This window comes from Demequina mangrovi, assembly GCF_000759715.1.
GTDB classification, from domain to species: Bacteria; Actinomycetota; Actinomycetes; order Actinomycetales; family Demequinaceae; genus Demequina; species Demequina mangrovi.
This window is the reverse complement of record NZ_BBLU01000004.1, coordinates 221,717-244,680: the sequence shown is the minus strand read 5'-3', so window position 1 is coordinate 244,680 and position 22,964 is coordinate 221,717. Positions and strand designations below refer to the sequence as shown.

Here is a 22,964-nt window from a genome sequence, read left to right as displayed (position 1 = left end):
CCGCGTGAGCCGACCTCGTGGGCCGCGCGGGGCGCGCCGCACCGGCAGGCGAGGCGGCCGCGCGCGTCTCGCGGCGGTTCGGATCGGTCACGTGGTCATTGTCCAGGGTCCGGGGCCGTCCGCCGCACCGCCTCCCAGCGAGTCGCGCAGATCGCCCGGGAAAGCGGAACGGGCGCGCCTCCCGAGGGAGACGCGCCCGTCCAGGCCTGCGCTGATGCTTACTTGTAGCTGCGCGAGAAGGCCGACTTGCCGGCGTACTTGGCGGCGTCGTCCAGCTCCTCCTCGATGCGGAGCAGCTGGTTGTACTTGTTGATGCGCTCGCCGCGGGCGGGCGCACCGGTCTTGATCTGGCCGGCGTTGTAGGCGACGGCGAGGTCCGCGATGGTGACGTCCTCGGTCTCGCCCGAGCGGTGCGACACCATGGCCGCGAAGCCCGCGCGCTGCGCCATCTCGACGGCGTCCGAGGTCTCGGACAGCGTGCCGATCTGGTTGAGCTTCACGAGGAGCGCGTTGGCCGCGGCCTCGTCGATGCCGCGCTTGAGGCGGACGGGGTTGGTGACGAAGAGGTCGTCGCCGACGATCTGGGTCTTGGTGCCGACCTTCTCGACGAGGCCGCTCCACGAGCTCCACTCGTCCTCGGACAGCGGGTCCTCGATCGAGACCAGCGGGTAGTCGTTGACCAGGCCCTCGTAGAACGCGATCATCTCGTCGGGCGTCTTGACGCCGCCCTCCCACTGGTAGCCGCCGTCCTTGAAGAACTCGGTCGCGGCGACGTCGAGCGCGAGCGCGACGTCCTCGCCGGGCTTGAAGCCGGCCTTCTCGATCGCGACGAGGATCAGGTCGAGCGCGTCGCGGTTCGAGGGCAGGTTCGGGGCGAAGCCGCCCTCGTCGCCCAGGCCGGTGGCCAGGCCGCGCTCCTTGAGCACGGACTTGAGCGAGTGGTAGACCTCGGCACCGGTGCGGAGCGCCTCACGGAACGTGGGGGCGCCGACCGGGGCGATCATGAACTCCTGGATGTCGACGTTGGAGTCGGCGTGCGACCCACCGTTGAGGATGTTCATCATCGGGACGGGCAGGACGTGCGCGTTCGGGCCGCCGACGTAGCGGAACAGCGCGATGTCGGCCGAGTCCGCCGCCGCCTTGGCGACCGCGAGCGAGACGCCGAGGATCGCGTTGGCGCCCAGCTTGCCCTTGTTGTCGGTGCCGTCCAGGTCGAGCATGATCTGGTCGATGATGCGCTGCTCGGTGGCGTCGAGGCCCACGATCTCGGGGGCGATCTCGTCGATGACCGCGTCCACGGCCTGCTCGACACCCTTGCCGAGGTAACGGCCCTTGTCGCCGTCGCGGCGCTCGACTGCCTCGAACGCGCCGGTCGATGCGCCCGACGGGACGGCGGCACGCGCGAACGTGCCGTCCTCCAGGGCGACCTCGACCTCGACGGTGGGGTTGCCGCGCGAGTCAAGGATCTCGCGGGCGCCGACGGCCTCAATGCTGGCCATGATGCTCCTTCGCTTGGATGGATGAACCTCTTGGGAGTCTAACGATGCGCACCGTGGTGCGCTGAGCGACGTTCGTCCTAGCCGGATGAACTGTCGGTGTCGGAACGTCGTGCCTGCTCCGCCGCGCGGGCGGCCTCCTCGACGCGGCGGACGGCGCCGCGGAGCGCGGTCTCGGCGTCGACACCCTCGGCCTGCGCCCGGGCCGCGAGCGCGAGCAGCGCGTCGCCGATGGCGGACTCGCCCGCGGGCTCGTCCGTCGCCGCGGGGGCATCGACCGGCAGGTCGGCGCGGGCCGCGCGCCCGAGCACCTTCTGCGCCCGCGCCAACGCGCCCAGGGTCGTTGGGATGCCGTCGAAGGCGCTCTCCCGCCCGGAGGTCTCCGCCTTGATGCGGTCCCAGCGGCGCAGGTGCTCGTCCATGGTGCCCGCGTCGTCGTCGCCGAACACGTGCGGGTGCCGCGCGACCAGCTTGTCCGCGCATCCCGCGGCCACCTCGTCGATCCCGAAGGGCTCGGACGGGTGCTCCTGCGCGACGCGCGAATGGAAGACGACCTGGAGGAGCACGTCGCCCAGCTCCTCGCGCAGATGCGTGCGCGAGCCGGACTCGATGGCCTCGACCAGCTCGTGGGCCTCCTCGAGCGCGTACGGGGCGAGCGACTCGTGAGTCTGCTCGGCGTCCCAGTCGCAGCCGCCGGGAGAGCGGAGGCGATCCATCACCTCCACCAGACGGGTGAGGCCGTCAGTCACGCGCCGCCCAGGACGGGGACGGCTCGGTGAAGCCGTCGACATCGAGGAAGAGCGTGAACGAGTAGTTGCCCAGCCCGCCGACCTCGGCGTCGCCCACCGCCGTCTGCGCGGACTCGATCAGCGCATCGGCCGAGAGCTCGCCCAGGCGGGGCGACACGACCAGGTCCTCCGGGAGGTCCTCGACCGCGTTGCGGAGGATCGATCCGGAGGTGTCGGTATAGGTCGCGACGTACAGCGCGAGCACGTTCTGGGTCGACGCGATCACCGCGTCGCTCGGCTCGGGGTCCTCGACGCCGGCGTACCGGAGCCACTCCGACGCGAACGTGGCCGCGACGCCCTCGTTGATCGTCGCGTCGTTGGCGGTGGCGAAGTCGATGAGGCTCGGCCCCAGCAGCGTCGAGGTGGCGAGCGCCTGACGGTCCGGCATGAGGACGCCCTCGCTGTCCTCGGCCCACGCGGCCGCGATCGCGTCGAGCTCGGCGGTGGTCACCTTGACGTCCGCGGTCTCGAGGGCGACGCCGGGGTCGCCTCCCTGACCGGGCACGGCGCACCCGGCGAGCAGGAGGGACGATGCGGCGAGGACGGCGAGGCGAACGGAGCGCATGGCCGCCATCCTAATGTCGCTCACGACCGCTCCGGTGCGCGCGTCGCCTGCAGCACCGTCCGCACCCAGTCGAGCACCTCGGGCCCCTCGACCGGCTTGCCGCCCACGCGAGCGGTCGTCGGCGCGGGCACCAGCACCTGGCGGACCGCGGGCTTGATGAGCGTCCCGGGGAACAGCCGGGTCACGCGCATCGCCGCAGAGTCCGGCAGCTCGAGCGGGCTGAAGCGGATGAACCTGCCCTGCGCGACCACGTCGTGGATCCCCGCGGCGCGCAGCTCGAGCCGCAGGCGCGCGACGGCGAGCAGGTGCGCGACGGGCTCGGGCACCGTGCCGTAGCGGTCGTCGAGCTCCTCGGCCACCTGATCGAGCACCTCGTCGGCGTCCGCGTCGGCGATCTTGCGGTACGCCTCGAGGCGCAGCCGCTCGTGCTCGATGTAGGAGGTCGGGATGTGCGCGTCGATGGGCAGGTCGACCGTCATCGGCGCGCGGTCCTCGACCTCCTCGCCGCGGAAGCCGGCGACGGCCTCCCCCACCATGCGGATGTAGAGGTCGAACCCCACGCCCTCGATGTGGCCGGACTGCTCGGCCCCGAGCAGGTTGCCGGCGCCGCGGATCTCGAGGTCCTTCATCGCCACCGCCATGCCGGAGCCCAGGTCCGTGTTGGCGGCGATGGTCTGCAGCCGGTCGTGCGCGGTCTCGGTGAGGGTCCGGTCCGGCGGGTAGAGGAAGTACGCGTAGGCCCGCTCGCGGCCGCGGCCCACACGGCCGCGGAGCTGATGGAGCTGCGACAGGCCGAACGTGTCCGCACGCTCGACGATGAGCGTGTTGGCGTTGGAGATGTCGAGGCCGGTCTCGACGATGGTGGTGCAGACCAGGACGTCGTACTTCTTGTCGTAGTAGTCGACGATCACCTGCTCGAGCTGCTTCTCGCTCATCTGACCGTGCGCGACGGCGACGCGCGCCTCGGGCACCAGCTCGCCGATCTTGAGCGCGGCGCGGGTGATGGTCTTGACCGAGTTGTGGATGTAGAACACCTGGCCGTCGCGGAGCAGCTCGCGGCGGATCGCGGCGATCACCTGCGCGTCCTCGTGCGGTCCCACGTACGTGAGGATCGGGTGGCGCTCCTCAGGAGGCGTGGCGAGCGTCGACATCTCGCGGATCCCGGTGACCGCCATCTCGAGGGTGCGCGGGATGGGCGTCGCGGACATCGCGAGCACGTCGACGTCGGTGCGCAGCGCCTTGAGCGTCTCCTTGTGCTCGACCCCGAAGCGCTGCTCCTCGTCGATGATGATGAGGCCCAGCTTCTTGAAGCGGACCTGGCCCGTGATGAGGCGATGCGTGCCGACCACGAGATCGATCTCGCCCTTGCCGAGCTGATCGATGATCTCCTTGGCCTCCTTGTCGCTCTGGAAGCGAGAGAGCGCCGCGACCTTGACCGGGAACTGCGCGAAGCGCTCGGAGAACGTGTCGACGTGCTGCTTCACCAGCAGCGTGGTCGGGCACAGGATCGCGACCTGCGTGCCGTCCTGGATGGCCTTGAACGCGGCGCGCACCGCGATCTCGGTCTTGCCGAAGCCCACGTCGCCGCAGACCAGGCGATCCATGGGGATCCCCTTCTCCATGTCGGCCTTGACCTCGTCGATGGTGCTGAGCTGGTCGGGGGTCTCGACGTACGCGAAGGACTCCTCGAGCTCGCGCTGCCACGGGGTGTCGGGGCCGAACTCGCGGCCCTTGGTCGCCATGCGCGCGGAGTACAGCCGGATGAGCTCCGCCGCGATCTCCTTGACCGCCTTGCGGGCCTTGCCCTTGGTCTTGGACCAGTCGGCCCCGCCCATCTTGTTGACGCTCGGCGCCTCGCCGCCCACGTACTTGGTGATGAGGTCGAGCTGGTCGGTGGGGACGGAGAGCCGGTCCGCGGGTCCGCCGCGCTTCGAGGCGGCGTACTCGATCACCAGGTACTCGCGCTCGATGCCGCGCACCGTGCGCTTGGTGAGCTCGACGAAGCGCCCGACGCCGTGCGTCTCGTGGACCACGAAGTCGCCGGGGCGCAGCTGCAGCGGGTCCACGGCGGTGCGGCGTCGGCTGGGCACCTTGACCTTGGGCCCGGCCGCCGAGGCCGAGCGGCCCGTGAGGTCGCTCTCGTGCAGCACCAGCACCTTGGCGTCGGGCACCTGGAAGCCGCGCGCGTCGACGCCCGCGAGGACGGCGACCACCCCGGCGTCGGCATCGTCCGCATGCGCGGCGACCCTCGCAGGGATGGACCGCTCGGAGCACTGCTCGACGATGCGGTGCGCGCTTCCGGTGCCGGCCGCGGCGATCGCCACGCGCCAGCCCTCGGCGAGGCGGCTCTTCACCAGGTCGAGCACGGCGGCGAGACGACCGCGGAAGTCCTCGACCTCGGCGATGCCGGGCACCTCGGCGGCCGCGGTGCCGAACGGACCGATGGCGGTCCACCCCAGTCCTCGCTCGGCCGCGGAGACCTCGACGTCCTCGAGCGAGAGGAACCCGCCCTGCGCCTCGATGGGCGAGTCGGCGCCGGCGGCCGCGCTCACCCAGGCCGCCTGGAGGAACTCCTGGGCGGTGTGCTGGAGGTCCTCGGCGCGGCGCGCGAGCCGCTCGGGCTCGAGGGCGACGATGCGGGTGCCGCGCGGGAGCACGTCGGTCACGGGGGTGAGGCGCGTGAGCAGCACGGGGATGAGCGATTCCATGCCCTCGACCGCGTGACCGTCGGCGATGCGGGCGAGCATGTCGCCGGCCGCGGGGATGTGCTCGGCCAGGCTCGCGGCGCGGGCGCGGACGTCCTCGGTCAGCAGCAGCTCGCGGCACGGCGGCGCCCACAGGCGGCCCACCGAGTCGAGCGACCGCTGGTCCGCCACGGAGAAGAAGCGCAGCGACTCGACCTCGTCGCCGAAGAACTCGACGCGGATCGGGTGCGGGTCCGTGGGCGGGAACACGTCGACGATGCCGCCGCGGACGGCGAACTCGCCGCGCCGCTCGACCATGTCGACGCGCGTGTACGCCGCGGCCGCGAGCGCCTCGGTGAGGTCGGTGAGGTCGTGCTCGTCGCCCTTGCGCACCAGCACCGGCTGCAGGTCCGCGAGGCCGGGCACCAGGGGCTGGAGCATCGCCCGCAGCGGCGCGACCACCACGCGCGGGACCGGGAGCCCCGACTCCTCGGCGGCCTCGACGGGGTGCACCAGGCGCCGCAGCGTCGCGAGCCGGCGCGCGACCGTGTCGGAGCGCGGGCTGAGGCGCTCGTGCGGCAGCGTCTCCCAGCTGGGGAAGGTGGTCACCTCGGCCGGGTCGAGATACGCGGTGAGCGCCCGCGCGAGCTGCTCGGCGTCGCCGCCGGTCGCCGCGACGGCCACGATCGGAGCCTCGTCCGCGAGCGCCGCGCGCGCGATGAGCGGCGCCGCCGCGGCGCCCGGGGCCTGGATCGCGGCGACGTCGCCCAGACGCGCCTCCGCCCAGTCTCCGAGCAGGGATGCAAGCGGCTGAGCGATCGCTTCAGCGGTCACGAGGGTCCTCCAGGGCACGACGAACGACCGGAAGATTCCGGCACGGACATCCTAGGCTCGCGCCGGGCGGCGCACCCTCCGGGCGACGAGGAGCACGGTGGCGACCGCGGTGAGCAGCGCGAGCATCACCGCCGCGACGGCCCACGGCACCCCGAGGATGGTCGGCGGCGACGGCATCCCCTGCGGCCAGGTGCTCGCGACGCCGAGCGGCACGGGGCCCTCGACGTGCGCGACGGCGACCGTGTCGAGCGGGACGAGGCTCTCGCCGTCGACCTCGTACCAGCCGTACCCGTGCGTGGCCACGAGCGGATGGGAGCCCGTGGGCTCCGCGACCCACGTGACCCTGCCCCCGTCGAAGGCCTCGTCCGCGTCGGCGGGATAGCAGCTGTACCAGCCCGGTCCCACGGCGCACGCGACACCCGTGTCGATCAGGCCGTCGGGCCCGAGCTGGTACGTGCGCACCACCAGCGACTCGTCGGGGCCGGGCGGTGCCGCCGCGTCGGTCGCAGCGCGCATGGGTCGTCTCCTCTGGAGGCGCCTCGTGCGGGGTCACGTTGCGCCTGGTCGCACGGTATGTCCGAAAGGTCGCCCCTGGCAATACCCGGGTCCGCACGACGCAACCATCCGGCGCGGGGGCACGGAGGGGCGGCGACGCTCCTAGAATTGCCGCCATGACAGACCCGCACGCGACCGCCGAGCGGATCCTCCGCCGCTTCGCCCGCGACACCAACCTCCTCATCGCCGGACGGCCCGTCCGCGTCTCCGCCGAGTCCGAGGACACCGCGACCGCGCTCGCCGTCGCAGGCATGGCCCGCGCGCTCGGCGCGCGCCTCGTCGACGACGATGCCGCCGGACCCGACGTCCTCGACATCGACGTGCGCGGGGACGATGCGACGCTCGCGCTCGGCGGGCAGCCGCTCGCCCCGCGCGGCGACGCCGCCGGCCGCCTCGACTTCGCGCGCTCCCACATGCCCGTCTCGACGGCGCTCGCCGCCGAGCTGCGGGACGCCGGGACCGTCGCCGGCCTGCGCATCGGCGTCTCGATGACGCTCGAGCCCAAGACCGCGAACCTCGCGCTGCTCCTCAAGGACGCCGGCGCGGACGTCGCGGTCTACGCGCACCCGGACGAGACGGACCCCGCGGTCGCCGCCGCGCTCCGCGACCGCGGCGTTCCGGTGGACGCCGACGCGACGCTGGCCGGATCCGCCGAGCGCGAGGCCGCCCTCGCGTGGCTGCGCCGCGGCTTCGACGTGGTGGTGGACGACGGCTCGCACCTGGTCCGGCTCGCGCACGCGGCCGCACCCGAGCTGATCGACGGCTGGATCGGGGTCACCGAGGAGACCACGTCGGGCCTCACGCCGCTGCGAGCGATGCACGCCGCGGGGCTGCTGCGCACCCCGGTGGTCGCGGTCAACGACGCCGCCACCAAGACCGGCTTCGACAACCGCTACGGCACGGGCCAGAGCTGCGTGCTCGCCATCGCGGACCTGCTCGAGCACGTCGACGCGACCGTCCGCGACCTGCCGGTCCTCGTCATCGGCTACGGCCCGGTGGGCGTGGGCGTCGCCGCGCACCTCACCGCCCTGGGCGCCGAGGTGCGCGTCGCCGAGATCGATCCGCTGCGCGCGCTCCTCGCGGTGCACGACGGCTACGAGGTGGGACCCGCCGAGGACCTCGCCGACGGCGCGCTCGTCGTGTCCTGCACGGGTGTCGCCGAGACCGTGACGCGCGAGATCCTCGCGCGGGCCGCCGTCGTCGCCGTGGCCGGAGGCGTGCCGGGCGAGGTGGACCTCGACGAGTCCGCGCTCGAGCCCGTGGCCGTCGCCGGCGCGGCGGTGCCCCATCTCGACGTCGACGTCGAGCGCGGCACGCTGGTGCTCGACCGCGGCGGCTGCATCAACGTCACCGCGGCCGAGGGCAACCCGATCGAGATCATGGACCTCAGCTTCGCGACGCAGCTCGCGGCGATCCGAGCGCTGCTCGAGGACCGCCCGGGCGTCGATGTGCACGCGCTTCCGGACGCTGCGGTCGCGCACGTCGCCGCGACCGCCGCCCGCGTCCGCGGCCTCGCTCTCGACACCCGAGCCGCCGCATCGTCCCCCGACGGCGAGCCCGACTGGCGCTCGCGCCGCTACCGGGACGTCACCGCATGACCACCATCGTCTACAGCGCCGCCCTGGTGCTCCCCATGACCGCACCCCCGGTGCTGGACGGCGCCATCGCGGTCCGCGGCCGGCGCATCGTCCACGTGGGCGAGCGGGCCTGGGTGGTCGAGGCCCTGCGCGAGAGCGGGCACCCGTTCACCGAGCATCACTGGGACGGCGTGCTCATGCCGGGGCTCGTCAACGCGCACACGCACCTCCAGTACACGCACATGTCCGAGGTGGGTGCGGGCCGCTACTCGGGCTTCGAGGACTGGGCGCGCGCCTTCAACCCCGTCTACGACCGCGGCCAGGACTGGCGCACCGCCGCCGCCGCGGGCGCGCGCATGGCGCTCGAGGCCGGCACCACGGCCGTCGCCGACATCGTCACCGACCTCGAGGCGATGTACGCCCTCGCGGACACGGGCCTCCACGGCATCACGTACTGGGAGGTCATGGACTGGACCAACGCGGCGTGGCGCGAGCGCGGCCGCGCGCAGGTCGAGGCGGCGCTCGACGCGCTGCCCACCCCGCCCGGCACGGGCCTGAGCCCGCACGCGCCGTACTCGCTCGAGATCGTGCCGCTGCTCGACATCCCCGACATCGTCCGCGAGCGCGGCAGCCGCATCCACATCCACCTGGGCGAGTCCGCGATCGAGCGCGAGTTCGACCACTCGGTCTCCGAGCCGTGGCACGCCAAGGGGCTGGGCTCGCTCGCCGAGCTCCGGTCCGCCGGCTACGGCACGTCCGCGACCGACTACGTCGACCACCTGGGCGTGCTGGGCCCCGACTGCCACATCGCGCACGGCGTGTACCTCAGCGCGAAGGACCGCGCGATCCTGCGGGCCCGCGGCACGTCGGTCGCGCTGTGCCCGCGCTCGAACGAGGTCATCGGCCTCGACGAGCCGCCCGTGGCCGCCTACCTCTCCGAGGGCAGCCCGATCTCGGTCGGCACGGACTCGCTGTCGAGCTCGCCGTCGCTGGACCTCATGGGCGACGTCGCGGCGCTGCACCGCATCGCACGCGCGCAGGGCTACACGCGACCCGACCTCGCCGAGCGGCTCCTCGCGGCCGCGACCCACGGCGGCTCGCGCGCCATGGGGCTGCACATGGGGCCCGACCGCACGGGCTACCTCGCGGTCGGGGCCCGCGCCGACCTCGCGTTCTTCGACGTGCCCGTCGCCGATGCGGCGACCACGGTCGAGGACCTCGCCTCCCACGGCGAGGGCACCGCGGCCGCGACCGTCATCGCCGGACGCCTGCGGCACGCCGGCGCCGACTTCACCTCACAGACCGGAGCCCGTCTCGCATGACCGCCACCCCTGCCACCGCCGCGCTCCTCCAGCTCGAGCCGCACCCCGAGGGCGGATGGTTCCGCCGGACCTACACCGCCCCCTCCGCCGTCGACACCGCGGGCGGCGCCCGCCCGGCCGTGACGCTCATCCACTACCTCCTCACCCTCGGCGAGGAGAGCGCCTGGCACGTGGTCACGTCGGACGAGATGTGGCTGTGGCACGGGCCGGGCACGCTCGAGCTGAGCCTGGGCGGCGCGGGGGACGCACCCGACGAGGCGCCGACCACGCTCGTGCTGGGACCCGACCTCGCCGCCGGTCACGTCGCCCAGGTGCTCGTGCCGGCGGGGACGTGGCAGGCCGCGCGGCTCGGCTCCGACGCCGAGGCGCTCGTGAGCTGCATGGTCTCGCCGGGCTTCGACTTCGCTGATTGGAGGCTCGCCTGAGGCGCGACGCCGATTGGAGGCTCGCCTGAGGCATCTCACCTGATGGGACGGGTGGTCCGAAGCGCGCCGCTACACTGACCCCGCGCAGCCGATGACGGCGCGCAGAATCCCACCCCTTCTTCTCCAAGGAGCACCCATGACCAGCACCCGTGTGCGCGCCGGCCTGATCGCGACGACCGCCCTCTCCACGCTGATGATGGCGGGCTGCTCCTCCTCGGACACCGAGACCGAGGCGAGCACCTCGGCCACCGCCTCCCCCGAGGCCAGCGAGACCGCCGTCGCGCTCGAGACCCTCACCGAGGGCAAGCTCACCATCGCCACCGGCGAGCCCGCCTACGAGCCGTGGGTCGTCGGCGACGCCCCCGAGTCGGGCGAGGGCTTCGAGGCCGCCGTGGCCTACGCCGTCGCCGAGGAGCTCGGCTTCGCCGCCGAGGACGTCGTGTGGGTCCGCTCGAGCTTCGACTCGGCGATCGCCCCCGGCGCCAAGGACTGGGACCTCAACATCCAGCAGTTCTCCATCACCGAGGAGCGCAAGAACGCGGTCGACTTCTCCTCGCCGTACTACACCACCACGCAGGCCGTCGTGACGGTCGAGGGCTCGGCCGCCGCCGACGCCGCCTCGGTCGCCGACCTGGCGGACCTCAAGGTGGGCGTGCCCTCCGGCACCACCTCGTACACGGTCGCCGCCGAGGTCCTGGGCGACCAGAACCTCGCGGTGTTCAACTCGTCCGAGGACACGGTCCTCGCGCTCAACTCGGGTCAGATCGACGCGTTCGTCATCGACCTGCCCTCGGCCTTCTACCTCGCGGCCGTGGAGCTCGACGGCGGCAAGATCCTCGGCCAGTTCGAGGACGCGACCGGCGGCGACGAGTTCGGCTTCGTGCTCCCCAAGGGCTCGGCGCTGACCGAGGCCGTGACCGGGGCCGTGGACGCCCTCACCGAGGACGGCACCCTCGCCGCGATCGAGACCGAGTGGCTGTCGGACGCCGTCGACGTCCCGGTCCTCAAGTAACGACCCTGAAGTAGGCAGACGATGACGGACCGAGCGGCGACGGAGGCCTGGGAGCCCAGCTCTCTCGAGCTGGAGCGACGCCTCGCGCGCAAGCGCGCCTCCCGCCGCTCGGTCCTCATCGCGCTGGTGTCGACGGTCGTGTTCGCGGCCGTCGCCGGCTGGGCGGTGCTGAGCTCGCCCGGCTGGGAGGACGTCCAGCAGGCGTTCTTCAACCCCGAGGTCGCGAAGGACGCCTTCCCCAAGATCCTCGAGGGCCTGTGGCTCAACATCCGGGTGCTGTTCTTCGCGACCATCGCGGTCGCGGTGGTCGCCACCCTCCTCGCGGTGATGCGATCGCTGCGCGGGCCCGTGTGGTTCCCGCTGCGCGCCCTCGCCACCGGCTACACGGATCTCTTCCGCGGCCTGCCGGTGCTCATCGTGCTGTACCTCGTGGGCTTCGGCATCCCGGCCCTCAACCCCGAGAACCGCATCTCGGTCGCGGTGCTCGGCACCATCGGCATCACGCTGTGCTACTCGGCCTACGTGGCCGAGGTGCTGCGCGCCGGCATGGAGGCCGTGCACCCGTCGCAGCGCATCGCCGCGCGATCCCTGGGCCTGTCGCACGCCAAGACGCTGCGCCTCGTGGTGATCCCGCAGGCGCTCCGCAAGGTGGTGCCGGCCCTCATGAACGACTTCGTGTCGATGCAGAAGGACGTGGGCCTCATCTCCGTCCTCGGCGCCGTCGACGCGGTCCGGGCGGCGCAGATCGCGACCGCCTCGACCTACAACTTCACGCCCTACGTGGTCGCCGGACTGCTCTTCGTCGCGATGAGCTTCCCGATGATCAGGCTCACGGACCACGTGAGCGCACGCATGGCCGCACGCGAGCAGCAGGGAGGCACGGTGTGAGCGTCCTCGAGCTGCACGACGTCCACAAGCTCTTCGGCGACAACCACGTCCTCAAGGGCGTCGATCTCACGATCGACGAGCACGAGGTCGTGGTGGTCATCGGTGCCTCGGGCTCCGGCAAGTCGACGCTCATGCGCACCATCAACCTGATCGAGCGCGTGGACGACGGCCGCATCCTCCTGTCAGGGGACGACATCACGGACCCCGCGGTGGACGTCGACAAGGTGCGCGCGCGCATCGGCGTGGTCTTCCAGCACTTCAACCTCTTCCCGCACATGCGGGTGATCGACAACGTCACGCTCGCCGCACGCAAGGTCCACGGCACGGACCCCGCGGTCGCACGCGACCGGGCGATCGGGCTGCTCGAGAAGTTCGGGCTGGGCGAGAAGGTCCGCGACTACCCCGACCGCCTGTCGGGCGGCCAGCAGCAGCGCGTCGCGATCGTCCGCGCGATCATGACGGACCCCGAGCTGCTGCTCCTCGACGAGATCACGTCCGCGCTCGACCCGATGCTCGTGGGCGAGGTGCTCGACCTGGTCCGCGACCTCAAGGCGCAGGGCTCGACCATGCTCATGGCGACCCACGAGATGTCGTTCGCGCGCTCGGTCGCCGACCGCATCGTCTTCATGCACGGCGGCCGGCCGCTCGAGATCGGCCCGCCCGAGCAGATCTTCGGGGACCCGCAGCAGCCCGAGACCCGCGAGTTCCTCGCGCGCGTCACGCACCGCTGACCGCCTCTGGCCTGACAGCACGGACGGATCTCGCGGCGACACGCCGCGGATCGGGGCACGATGCGCCGATGTCCTTGGCGTGTCGGGACAAGCTCCGTCCGGACTGTCAGCGGGGGTCAGTCGAGCTCGAACTCCTGGTCCACCACGGCGGGCAGCGAGGCCGTCACCACCGAGCCGTCGGCGCGCAGCGTGCCGTGGAAGGCCGCCGCGTCCGGGGCGCCGGGGATCCGCGGGCCCTGGCCGTCGAGAGGCACCACCGCGTCCTCGCCGCGAAGCACGCTCACGCGCTGGCCGCGAACCATGACCGTGAGGCCCTGGCCCTCCTCCACGGTGAACGCGATCTCGTCGGGACGGATCGTGACGCGCAGCCGCGTGCCCTTCTGCGTGAGCCGGAAGCGCATCTCGGGCCACGGCTCGGGCAGGCGCGGGTCGAAGGACAGCACGCCGCCGTAGTCGCGCATCCCGCCGAAGCCGTGCACGAGCGCGGACCACACGCCGCCCGCCGAGGCGACGTGGACGCCGTCGGCGGTGTTGGAGTGGAGGTCCGCGATGTCGACGAACAGCCCGTCCCAGAAGTAGCGCAGCGCGAGCTCGTGGTAGCCGACCTCGGCCGCCATGATCGACTGCACCACCCCTGACAGGGTCGAGTCGCCCGTGGTGATGGGGTCGTAGTAGTCGAAGTCGGCCTTCTTCTCCTCGGTGGAGAACTGGTCGCCCTGGAGGAACAGCGCGAGCACCACGTCGGCCTGCTTGAGGACCTGGAAGCGGTAGATCACCAGCGGGTGGAAGTGCAGCAGCAGCGGCCGCTGCTCCGGCGGCGTGTTCTCGAGGTCCCACAGCTCGCGCTCGTGGAACAGGGCGTCCTGGGGGTGGATGCCCAGGTCGTCGTCCCACAGGATCGCCATCGCCTCGGCGGCGGACTCCCACTCGATGATCTCGGCCTCCTCGAGCCCGAGCCGCGCGACCATCCGGTGGTACTGGTCGGGCCACATCGACGCGAGCTTGCGCACCGACGCCGCGGCGGCGCGCAGGTTGAAGCGCGCCATCACGTTCGTGTAGAGGTTGTCGTTCACCACGGTGGTGTACTCGTCGGGCCCCGTGACGCCGTGGATGCGGAAGCTCGAGCCGTCGCCCTTGATGTTGCGCCAGAAGCCCAGGTCCGCCCACATGCGCGCCGTCTGGACCAGGATGTCGATGCCCTCGCGCGCGAGGAACTCGTCGTCGCCCGTGGCCTTGACGTACTTGTCGATCGCGAAGGAGATGTCCGCATCGATGTGATATTGCGCGGTGCCGGCCGCGTAGTACGCGGACGCCTCCTCGCCGTTGATGGTGCGCCACGGGAACAGCGCGCCGTGCTGAGCGAGCTCGCCCGCCCGCTCGATCGCCTTCGGCAGCATGCGGTACCGGTAGCGCAGCGCGTTCCGCGCGATCCCGGGGGACGTGTAGACGAAGAAGGGCACCACGTAGATCTCGGTGTCCCAGAAGTAATGGCCGCTGTAGCCCGAGCCCGTGACGCCCTTGGCCGCGACGCCCTGGCCGTCGCCGCGCGCGGCCGCCTGCGCGAGCTGGAAGAGGTTCCAGCGCACCGCCTGCTGGATGCGGTCGTCGCCGTCGACCTCGACGTCGGAGCGGCGCCAGAAGTCCGCGAGCCACTCCTCCTGGTCCGCGAACTGCTTGTCGACCCCCTCGTCGCGCACCCGGGAGAGGGTGCGGTGGCAGCGGTCGCCCAGCTCGCGCGCCGGCACGGCGCGGGACGAGTGGTACGTCACCACCTTGGTGAGGGTGAAGGTCCGTCCGGGCTGCGCACGGAAGCGGAACACGTCCTTGGCGTAGTCGGGCTGCACCTCGGTCTCGCGCTCGACGTCGCCGTCGAAGTCGTAGGTGTGCTGCATCCCCACCGCGAGGGTCATGTGGGAGTTGACGCACTGGTAGCCCAGCAGCATCTCGTCGTCGTGGATGCGGTGCAGACGCGGCTCGAGCACGCGCTCGTTGAGCGACTCCGACTTGCGCGGGTCGAAGCCCGCGGTCGAGCCGGGGCTCGACCGGTACTCGTCCGCGCCCGCCTGACGGTTGAGCAGCTGCGACGAGATCGCGACCGGCGCCTCGTGGTCGAGCAGCGTCACCTCGAACTGCATGATCGCGAGGTGGCGCTGCTGGAACGAGACCATGCGCCGCGACCGCACCCGCACGCGGTTGCCCGCCGGGGTGCGCCACAGCAGGTCGCGCGTGAGCACGCCGGTGCGCATGTCGAGCGTGCGCGAGTACTCGGGAAGGTCCGCGATCGACAGGAGCAGGGGCTCGTCGTCGACGTAGAGGCGGATGATCTTGGGGTCCGGCACGTTGACGATGGTCTGGCCGGTACGGGCGAAGCCGTACGCCTCCTCGGCGTGGCGGATGCGCCACGTCTCGTGGAAGCCGTTGATGAAGGTGCCGTGCGCGTGCGCATCGTGCCCCTCCTCGATGTTGCCGCGGAGGCCGAGGTAGCCGTTGCCCACGGAGAACAGCGTCTCGGTGGTGCCGAGGTCGTCCTCGTCGAACTCGCTCTCGATCAGCCGCCACGGATCCGCCGGGAAGCGCAGACGGTCCACGTAGTCCGGCGCGCTCATGTCGTCGAGCGCGCGCTGAGCCGCCTTCATCGCTCCACCAGCTCCTCGAGATCCGCGACCACGATGTCCGCGCCGCCCTCCTTGAGGTCCTCGGCCCCGGCGCCGCGGTCGACGCCGACCACGAGCCCGAACGCCCCGGCCCGGCCCGCCGCGACCCCGGACATCGCGTCCTCGATCACCACGGCGAGCTCCTTCGGCACGCCGAGCAGCTCGGCACCCTTGAGGTACGTGTCCGGCGCGGGCTTGCCCGGCAGCCCGGTGTCCGCCGCCACCTGACCGTCGACCACGATCTCGAAGCGGTGCGCGAGCCCGGCGGCCTCGAGGACCGCGGGCGCGTTGCGCGAGCTCGACACCACGGCCATCGCGCAGCCGACCGACTCGAGGTGGTCGATGAGGGCCACCGAGCCCGGGTACGGGGTCACGCCCTCGTCGCGCAGGATCGCCGCGAACATGTCGTTCTTCGCGTTGCCGAGGCCGCACACGGTCTCGGTGCCCGCCGCATCGTCCGGCGTCCCGTCCGGAAGCGTCACCCCGCGCGACGCGAGGCACGAGCGCACGCCGTCGTAGCGCGGCTTGCCGTCGACGTACGCGAAGTAGTCGGCATCCGTGTACGCAGGGGTGATGCCGTGCGCCTCGAAGTAGTCCGTGAACATCCGCCGCCACGCGTCCATGTGCACGTCCGCGGTCGGCGTGAGCACGCCGTCGAGGTCGAACAGGGCGGCCGCGAAGCTCGCGTCGGGCACCTGGGGAAGGCGCCAGGGGCTGGTGTCGGTCGTCACGAAGTATCCCTCCGGCAGGTGGGTCGGTCGAATGCCCTGCATCCGGTCGAACGCGCGCACCCCCGAGGATGTTTCGGCGGCACGCGCGGCACGTCCCCTCGATAGTAGCCACGCGGCCCGGGCCGCTGTCGAACTCGCCGTGAGCCGGGAGGGACGATGCGCCCGGTATGACCGTTCAGCGCGCCCCTACAGTGGAGGGATGGACAGCGCAGGGCTCGAACCGATGAACGCCGCGGACATGGTGAGCGGCGCGGTGCTCGAGCAGCGTCACCTCGACGGCGGCATGCTCGGCGACGTCGAGGCGCACGACGTCGAGCTCCTCGAATGCGTGGTGAGCGACACCCAGGGCGGCGAGGTCCGGCTGCCGAACCTCCGCATCACGGGGACCACCGTCCTCGGGTCCTCCGTCGCGACGTTCGCGGCTCCCGGCGCCCGGGTGGTCGCGGGCCGCCTGGAGGGCGTGCGGGTCGGCGCGCTGCTCATGGACGGCTCCGACATCTCGGTGCACCGCATCGCGTCGTCGCGCATCGACGTGCTGTCGCTGCGCGATGCCAAGATCCGCCGGCTCGAGATCGTCGACTGCCGGATCGGGCTGCTCGACCTGGGCGGCTCGCGGATCAAGGAGTTCACCGTCGAGGGCGGATCCGTCGGGGAGCTGGTGCCGTCGCGCGCCATGGTCGAAGGCTTCGACGTCTCGGCCACGGAGCTGGGGCGCGTGCTCGAGCCGGGCGCGCTGCGCGGCACCACGCTCTCGGTCGCCCAGGCGATGACCCTGGGCCCGGACCTGGCGGCGCACCTCGGCGCGATCGTGGTCGACTGACCCGCCGGCGCGGCTCCCGCGCTCAGCCCTTGGTGTGGAAGCGCATCTGCGCGGCCTCGAGGCCGTGCTCGAGGATCGCCTCGACGGCGTCCGCCGCATCGTCCACGAGGAAGGGCAGCTCCTTGCGCTCCGCCGCCGAGAACGGCTTGAGCACGAACGTCGCGACCTCCATGCGGCCCGGCGGACGGCCGATGCCCACGCGCACCCGCACGTAGTCGGGCGTCCCGAGCGCCTTGGTGACGTCCTTGAGCCCGTTGTGGCCCGCGGAGCCGCCGCCGCGCTTGATCTTCACGGTGCCGAAGGGGATGTCGAGCTCGTCGTGGACCACGATCACGTCGGTCGGCTGCACCGAGCAGTACTTCATGAGCGAGGACGTGGGGCCGCCGGAGACGTTCATGTACGACATCGGCACGCCGATCGCGACAGGCCGGCCCGCGAGCCGCACGGTCGCGGTGCGGGTGTGCGTCTTCTTGGAGACGGACAGGGAGGACGCGCCGCGGCGCGCGAGCTCGTCGACCACCATCTGGCCGATGTTGTGACGCGTCTCCGCGTACTCGGGGCCCGGATTGCCGAGCCCGACCACCAGGTTCTCCACGCGCGTTCCCTCCTCGTTCCGTCCCGCAGACGACGACGCCCGGCTCGCCCACAGTCGGGCGAGCCGGGCGTGCATCGGTGAGATTACTCCGCGGCGGCCTCGGTCGCCTCGGCCTCGGTGGCCTCCTCGGCGCCGGCGCCGCGCGGGACCGAGATGGTGACCACGGTGACGTCGCCGTCGGTGACGAGCTCCGCGCCCTCGGGCAGCGTGACGTCCTTGGCGTGGATGACCGAGCCCTCGACGAGGCCCTCGATGGAGACCTCGAGCGCCTCGGGCAGGTGCGTGGCCTCGGCCGCGACCTGGAGCGAGCCGTGCTCGACCACGTGGATGGTGCCCGCGAAGGACTCGCCCACGACGTGGACGGGGACGTCGACGGTGACCTTCTCGCCCTTGGCGACGATGAGCAGGTCGACGTGCTCGATGATGCGGCGCACGGGCTCGATCTGGACGTCCTTGGCGATGACCATCTCCGACTTGCCCTCGAGCTCGATGGTGAGGAGCGCGTTCGAGTGCTTGAGCGCCATCATCGTCTGGTGGCCCGGGAGGAAGATGTGCACGGGGTCGTTGCCGTGGCCGTAGATGACGGCGGGGATCTTGCCGGCGGCGCGGGCGCGGCGGGCGAAGCCCTTGCCGAACTCGGTGCGGGTCTCGGCGGCGAGCGTGATCTGGTCGGACATGCGTTTCTCCTCTTACGTCAGATGGGGCCAGGGCAAGGCAGGCTTCACGCATCTGCCGCGTCGATCACGGAGCGCCCGAGGGCCTCCCTCGCCGAGGAACCGGATTAGTGTACCTGGACGCGGGGACGATGCGCCAACCAGGAATTCCTGCACCCCTGCCCCGGTTGCGTCGGACATGTCATCGTCCACCCTCGGCGGCCTGCGCACCGGCTCCAGCGGCGACGCCTGGGAGCGTGCGGCACGGGCCGGCTACCTCGTCTCGGGCGCGCTTCACGTCGCGCTGGGCGCGGTGATCGTGCGCATCGGCCTCGGCGCGGGCGGCGAGGCCGATCAGACCCGGCTGCTCGCGAGCGTGGGCGACGGGGCGCTCGGGCGGGTGCTGCTCGCGGTCGCCGCTCTCGCCCTGCTCGCCCTCGCCGGGTGGCAGGCCGCGGACGCGGTGCGCGAGCCCGAGACCCGCGAGCGCGGCCGCGCGGCCGCGAAGTCGCTCGTGTACCTGGCCCTCGCGGCGAGCACCGCCTCGATCGCGCTCGGCTCGGCGGCCTCCGATCAGGACTCCCAGGCGCACGGCGTCGCCGGCGCGCTGATGCGTGCGCCGGCCGGACGCGTGCTGGTCGGCGCGATCGGGCTCGGGCTCGTGGCGGCCGGCGCGTTCCACGTGATCAAGGGCGTGACGCGGCGGTTCGAGGAGGATCTGCGCTCCCCGTCGCACCCCGAGGTCGGGGCCGGCGTGCGGTGGCTCGGCACCGTGGGGTACGTGGCCAAGGGCGGCGCGCTCACCCTGGTGGGCGGGCTGTTCGGCTACGCGGCGCTCACCGCGGACCCGGACAAGGCGGCAGGGATCGACGGCGCCGTGGAGAGGCTGCGGGACGCCCCCGCCGGACCGGTGCTCGTGGTGACGGTCGGGCTGGGGTTCGCGGCCTACGGGCTCTACTCGCTCGCCCGGTCGCGCTACGCGCGGATGTGACCCCGCTTCCCTGGACGTGCCCGCTCAGTCCGTGGGGAACCAGCGCCGCAGCGCACTGGAGAAGCGGTCCTCGAACTCGGTGTCGTCGTGGCGGCCGCGCAGCCATCCCACGAAGTCCCCGCCGCAGACGCGGTCGAGCTCGGCGCGGCAGCCCCGCGGATCGGTGACCGCCTGGACCAGGAGCTCCTCCGCCTCGTCGGCGTCTCGGTAGAGGTACGGGTAGCCGTCGGGCAGGATCGCGCGGGCCCACGGGCGGTCGGGGAACACCCCGATCGCCCCCGCGACCATCGCCTCGACGTACTCGAGGCCGTAGGACTCCTCGCGCGCGGTGGCGAGGAACGCCGTGGTGCGGGCGAGCCGGTAGTAGTAGTCCTCGCGCGTCGCGGTGAGCGGCCCCACCCACGCCCAGTCCTTGCGCGACAGCCGGATCGCCTGCTCGGAGATGAGGTGCGACTCCTGGAGCCTCATCTCCACCTGGATGGGGGTGCGCTTGCGCACCCTCTCGACCACGTCGAGGAACAGCTGCGGCTGCTTGCGCTCGGACAGGCGGATCGCCGGGTAGAGCACCACCGGCACGGCGGGGTCCTCGCGCGGCTGCACGTGCTCGAGCCGGATGCCGAGGTTCGCCCAGTCGATGCGCGCCCTCTCCGCGAGCTGCGGCACCGTGAGCGCGAAGACGATCTCCCGCACCTCCGTCGCCGTGCGGAGCGAGTTCGCGAAGGTCGGGAACAGCGCGCAGGACAGCGCGAGCGAGGCCCGCTGCACGGGGTGCGTGAACTGCGAGGTGTTCCACCACACGAAGTTCACGATGCGCGGCTCCGCCCCGCCGGCGGCGAGGGTGCGCCACACCGCCGGCGAGCTCAGCACGTCCATGTTGACCACCACGGTCTCGCGCGGGTCGACGAGCTCGAGCGGCACCACGTCGAAGCCGTCGGCCCGCTGCGCGCGGGACCCGATGAGGTCCGCCCCCGGGAACAGCCGCTGGAGGCGGCGCACCAGGGTGGCCCCCGCATCGTGCCCCGCGACGCGACCGTCCGCGACGGCGACGCCGTCGCAGAGGATCGCGAGCGCGGCCATCAGCCGGCCGTGACCGAGGCGCCGGAGCGGTCGTCAGCCGAGGAGGGCGCCGGTTCGGGGTCCTCCTCGCCCCCCTCGAGCGAGGCCTTGATGCGCATGCCGTAGAACGAGCGGTGCACGAAGAACGCGGAGACCAGGAAGAAGCCTCCCGCGAGCCAGTACACGAGGGCGTGGCTGCCCTGCTCCCCCAGGCCCACCGCGAGCTCGACCGCGAGCAGGCCGAACAGCGTCGTGAACTTGATGACGGGGTTGAGCGCGACGGACGAGGTGTCCTTGTACGGGTCGCCGACCGTGTCGCCGACGATGGTCGCATCGTGCAGCGGTGTGCCCTTGGCGTGGAGGTCCACCTCGACGATCTTCTTGGCGTTGTCCCAGGCACCTCCCGCGTTCGCCATGAAGATCGCCTGGTAGAGACCGAAGAGCGCGATCGAGATGAGGTAGCCGATGAAGAAGTACGGCTCCACGAAGGCGAAGGCCAGCGTCGCGAAGAACACCGCGAGGAAGATGTTGAGCATGCCCTGCTGGGCGTACTGCGTGCAGATCTCCACCACGCGGCGCGAGTCCTCGGTCGAGGCCTTGGTCTCCCCGTCGAGCTTGATCGTGTCCTTGATGTACTCGACCGCACGGTAGGAGCCCGTGGTGACCGCCTGGATCGACGCGCCGGTGAACCAGTAGATGGTCGCCCCGCCCGCGATGAGGCCCAGCAGGAACGGCGGGTGGATGAGCGAGAGGTTCTCGATGCCGGTGGTGAGCCCGTCGGTGAGCGAGATGATGATCGAGAAGATCATGGTGGTCGCGCCGACGACCGCGGTGCCGATGAGCACGGGCTTGGCGGTCGCCTTGAAGGTGTTGCCCGCGCCGTCGTTCTCCTCGAGCATGCGCTTGGCGCTCTCCCAGCGCGGGGCGAAGCCGAAGTCCTGCTCGATCTCGCCGTCGATGCCCTCGAGCTCCTCGATGACGGACAGCTCGTAGACGCTCTGCGCGTTGTCGGTGACCGGGCCGTACGAGTCGACAGCGATGGTGACCGGCCCCATGCCCAGGAAGCCGAAGGCCACGAGCCCGAAGGCGAACACCGCCGGGGCGAGCATGAGCTGGTCGAGCCCGAGGCCCGAGATCAGGTACGCGGCGCCCATGAGGGCGACGATGCAGATCCCCAGCCAGTAGCCGGAGAAGTTGCCCGCGACAAGGCCCGAGAGGATGTTGAGCGAGGAGCCGCCCTCGCGCGAGCTCTTCACCACCTCGCGCACGTGGCGGCTGTTGGTCGACGTGAAGACCTTGACCAGCTCGGGGATGAGCGCGCCGGCGAGCGTGCCGCAGCTGATGATCGTGGCGAGCTTCCACCACATGCCGTCGGGCAGGTCGCCGATGAGCCAGGCAGCGCTGAGATAGGTCGCCGCGATCGACAGCGCCGAGGTGAGCCACACGAGCGAGGTGAGAGGGTGCTCGAAGTTCATGCGGTCCGCGTGGGCGTAGCGGCGGCGGACCCAGGCGTCGTTCGCCAGATACGACAGCACGGACGCGACGAGCATGACCGCGCGCACCGCGAAGATCCACACCAGCAGTGTCGCCTGCACGGCCGGGTCGTGCACAGCGAGCAGCAGGAACGTCACGAGCGCGACGCCGGTGACGCCGTAGGTCTCGAAGCCGTCGGCCGAGGGGCCCACCGAGTCGCCGGCGTTGTCGCCGGTGCAGTCGGCGATGACACCGGGGTTGCGGGCATCGTCCTCCTTGATCTTGAAGGCGATCTTCATGAGGTCCGAGCCGATGTCGGCGATCTTGGTGAAGATGCCGCCCGCGATGCGCAGCGCCGCCGCGCCCAGCGATTCGCCGATCGCGAAGCCGATGAAGCACGCGCCTGCGATGTCGCGCGGCAGGAAGAGCAGGATCACCAGCATCATGAGCAGCTCGAGGCTGATGAGCACCATGCCGATGCTCATGCCCGCCTGCAGCGGGATGCGGTGGACCGCGAGCGGCTTGCCCTCGAGCGCGGCGAAGGAGGTGCGCGAGTTCGCGTACGTGTTCACCCGGATGCCGAACCAGGCGACCGAGTAGGACCCCGCCATGCCGATGAGGCTGAACGCGATCACGACGGCGACGCGGCCCCACGAGAAGCCGACCAGCACGCCGTAGTAGAGGACGATCACCGCGGCGATGACGCCCCACAGCGCCAGGAGGAAGCGCCCCTGCTGCACGAGGTACGCCTTCGAGGTCTCGTAGATGAGCTCCGACACCTCGCGCATCGACCGGTGCACGGGGAGGTTCCGGATCCGGCCGAGGACCGTGAAGCCGAACGCGAGCCCGAGCACCGTGATGAGCAGGCCGCCGACCAGCAGCGCCGCGCCGGAGATGCCTCCCGACGTGGTGACATCCCCGAGGTCGGGCAGCGCGAGGCTGGCCTCTCCCCCGTCGATGTGCTCGCAGCCGGTGAGCGCGAGCGCGCCGGCGCCGGCCAGAGCGGCTCGCGCAAGTGAACGGTTCCGCCGTTGGAACATTCTTTTACCCCTGGAAGATCGCGGTCGTGGGGACCCTCTCGCAGGCTAGGGCCGCCCCGGCGCGGCCCGCGAGT

Annotated in this window: 19 protein-coding genes; 8 read left to right on the top strand and 11 right to left on the bottom strand. The window is 71.8% G+C overall.

Features of this window, described 5'->3' with window-relative positions; genetic code table 11:
* Nucleotides 1–218 precede the first annotated feature (218 nt).
* The 5 genes from eno to TR42_RS05670 form a co-directional block, all read right to left on the bottom strand.
* Nucleotides 219–1,499 carry a phosphopyruvate hydratase gene (eno, locus tag TR42_RS05685; RefSeq protein ID WP_042213808.1) on the bottom strand — a complete coding sequence of 427 codons (1,281 nt, stop codon included), beginning with the start codon at nucleotides 1,497–1,499 and terminating at the stop codon, nucleotides 219–221.
* Between the two features lie 77 nt (nucleotides 1,500–1,576).
* Nucleotides 1,577–2,245: a nucleoside triphosphate pyrophosphohydrolase gene (locus TR42_RS05680; protein ID WP_236623367.1), complete on the bottom strand. Its 669-nt coding sequence runs from the start codon at nucleotides 2,243–2,245 to the stop codon at nucleotides 1,577–1,579.
* The gene (locus TR42_RS14760; RefSeq protein WP_074789298.1) at nucleotides 2,238–2,849 is read right to left on the bottom strand and encodes a hypothetical protein; all 612 of its coding nucleotides are present in this window, start codon (nucleotides 2,847–2,849) and stop codon (nucleotides 2,238–2,240) included. Before TR42_RS14760 ends, TR42_RS05680 begins: the two co-directional genes overlap by 8 nt.
* 20 nt (nucleotides 2,850–2,869) lie before the next feature.
* A complete protein-coding gene (gene mfd / locus TR42_RS05675; protein WP_143058928.1) occupies nucleotides 2,870–6,367 on the bottom strand; it encodes a transcription-repair coupling factor in 3,498 nt (1,165 codons plus the stop codon).
* Between the two features lie 51 nt (nucleotides 6,368–6,418).
* A complete protein-coding gene (locus TR42_RS05670) occupies nucleotides 6,419–6,883 on the bottom strand; it encodes a hypothetical protein (RefSeq protein ID WP_042213804.1) in 465 nt (154 codons plus the stop codon).
* A 155-nt stretch (nucleotides 6,884–7,038) separates the two neighbouring features.
* Between TR42_RS05670 and TR42_RS05665 the strand changes: the two genes are divergently transcribed.
* The 6 genes from TR42_RS05665 (at nucleotide 7,039) to TR42_RS05640 (ending at nucleotide 12,877) form a co-directional block, all read left to right on the top strand.
* Nucleotides 7,039–8,520 carry an adenosylhomocysteinase gene (locus TR42_RS05665; RefSeq protein WP_052405657.1) on the top strand — a complete coding sequence of 494 codons (1,482 nt, stop codon included), beginning with the start codon at nucleotides 7,039–7,041 and terminating at the stop codon, nucleotides 8,518–8,520.
* The gene (locus TR42_RS05660; protein ID WP_042213803.1) at nucleotides 8,517–9,821 is read left to right on the top strand and encodes an amidohydrolase family protein; all 1,305 of its coding nucleotides are present in this window, start codon (nucleotides 8,517–8,519) and stop codon (nucleotides 9,819–9,821) included. The genes TR42_RS05665 and TR42_RS05660 overlap by 4 nt, the downstream gene beginning before the upstream one ends.
* Complete coding sequence (locus tag TR42_RS05655) at nucleotides 9,818–10,246, top strand: cupin domain-containing protein (RefSeq protein WP_042213801.1); 429 nt, start codon at nucleotides 9,818–9,820, stop codon at nucleotides 10,244–10,246. The genes TR42_RS05660 and TR42_RS05655 overlap by 4 nt, the downstream gene beginning before the upstream one ends.
* A gap of 136 nt (nucleotides 10,247–10,382) precedes the next feature.
* Nucleotides 10,383–11,258, top strand: a complete 876-nt coding sequence (locus TR42_RS05650) for an ABC transporter substrate-binding protein (RefSeq protein WP_042213800.1) — start codon at nucleotides 10,383–10,385, stop codon at nucleotides 11,256–11,258.
* A 21-nt stretch (nucleotides 11,259–11,279) separates the two neighbouring features.
* Nucleotides 11,280–12,146, top strand: a complete 867-nt coding sequence (locus tag TR42_RS05645) for an amino acid ABC transporter permease (protein WP_042213798.1) — start codon at nucleotides 11,280–11,282, stop codon at nucleotides 12,144–12,146.
* A complete protein-coding gene (locus TR42_RS05640) occupies nucleotides 12,143–12,877 on the top strand; it encodes an amino acid ABC transporter ATP-binding protein (RefSeq protein WP_042213796.1) in 735 nt (244 codons plus the stop codon). The genes TR42_RS05645 and TR42_RS05640 overlap by 4 nt, the downstream gene beginning before the upstream one ends.
* Before the next feature lie 116 nt (nucleotides 12,878–12,993).
* Here the strand turns inward: TR42_RS05640 and TR42_RS05635 are convergent, their stop codons facing one another.
* Nucleotides 12,994–15,513, bottom strand: a complete 2,520-nt coding sequence (locus TR42_RS05635; RefSeq protein WP_052405655.1) for a glycoside hydrolase family 65 protein — start codon at nucleotides 15,511–15,513, stop codon at nucleotides 12,994–12,996.
* Entirely contained in the window at nucleotides 15,510–16,262 is a 753-nt protein-coding gene (locus TR42_RS05630) for an HAD family hydrolase (protein WP_268871159.1), read from the bottom strand. Before TR42_RS05630 ends, TR42_RS05635 begins: the two co-directional genes overlap by 4 nt.
* A 199-nt stretch (nucleotides 16,263–16,461) precedes the next feature.
* Here TR42_RS05630 and TR42_RS05625 point away from each other — a divergent pair, with 199 nt between their 5' ends.
* The gene (locus tag TR42_RS05625) at nucleotides 16,462–17,082 is read left to right on the top strand and encodes a hypothetical protein (protein WP_042213794.1); all 621 of its coding nucleotides are present in this window, start codon (nucleotides 16,462–16,464) and stop codon (nucleotides 17,080–17,082) included.
* A gap of 22 nt (nucleotides 17,083–17,104) precedes the next feature.
* On the opposite strand, the gene pth is transcribed toward TR42_RS05625, so the two are convergent.
* Together pth and TR42_RS05615 are read right to left on the bottom strand one after the other, a co-directional pair.
* Nucleotides 17,105–17,677, bottom strand: a complete 573-nt coding sequence (pth, locus tag TR42_RS05620) for an aminoacyl-tRNA hydrolase (protein ID WP_042213793.1) — start codon at nucleotides 17,675–17,677, stop codon at nucleotides 17,105–17,107.
* Between the two features lie 83 nt (nucleotides 17,678–17,760).
* A complete protein-coding gene (locus TR42_RS05615) occupies nucleotides 17,761–18,354 on the bottom strand; it encodes a 50S ribosomal protein L25/general stress protein Ctc (RefSeq protein ID WP_042213791.1) in 594 nt (197 codons plus the stop codon).
* Nucleotides 18,355–18,529: 175 nt separating this feature from the next.
* Here TR42_RS05615 and TR42_RS05610 point away from each other — a divergent pair, with 175 nt between their 5' ends.
* On the top strand, nucleotides 18,530–19,321 hold the full coding sequence (locus TR42_RS05610; protein WP_042213790.1) for a DUF1206 domain-containing protein: 792 nt from the start codon (nucleotides 18,530–18,532) through the stop codon (nucleotides 19,319–19,321).
* A gap of 24 nt (nucleotides 19,322–19,345) precedes the next feature.
* Here the strand turns inward: TR42_RS05610 and TR42_RS05605 are convergent, their stop codons facing one another.
* Nucleotides 19,346–20,398 carry a glycosyltransferase family protein gene (locus tag TR42_RS05605; protein WP_042213788.1) on the bottom strand — a complete coding sequence of 351 codons (1,053 nt, stop codon included), beginning with the start codon at nucleotides 20,396–20,398 and terminating at the stop codon, nucleotides 19,346–19,348.
* Nucleotides 20,398–22,890 (bottom strand): sodium-translocating pyrophosphatase, encoded by a 2,493-nt coding sequence (locus TR42_RS05600; protein ID WP_042213786.1) that lies wholly within the window; start codon nucleotides 22,888–22,890, stop codon nucleotides 20,398–20,400. Before TR42_RS05600 ends, TR42_RS05605 begins: the two co-directional genes overlap by 1 nt.
* Nucleotides 22,891–22,964: the final 74 nt, after the last annotated feature.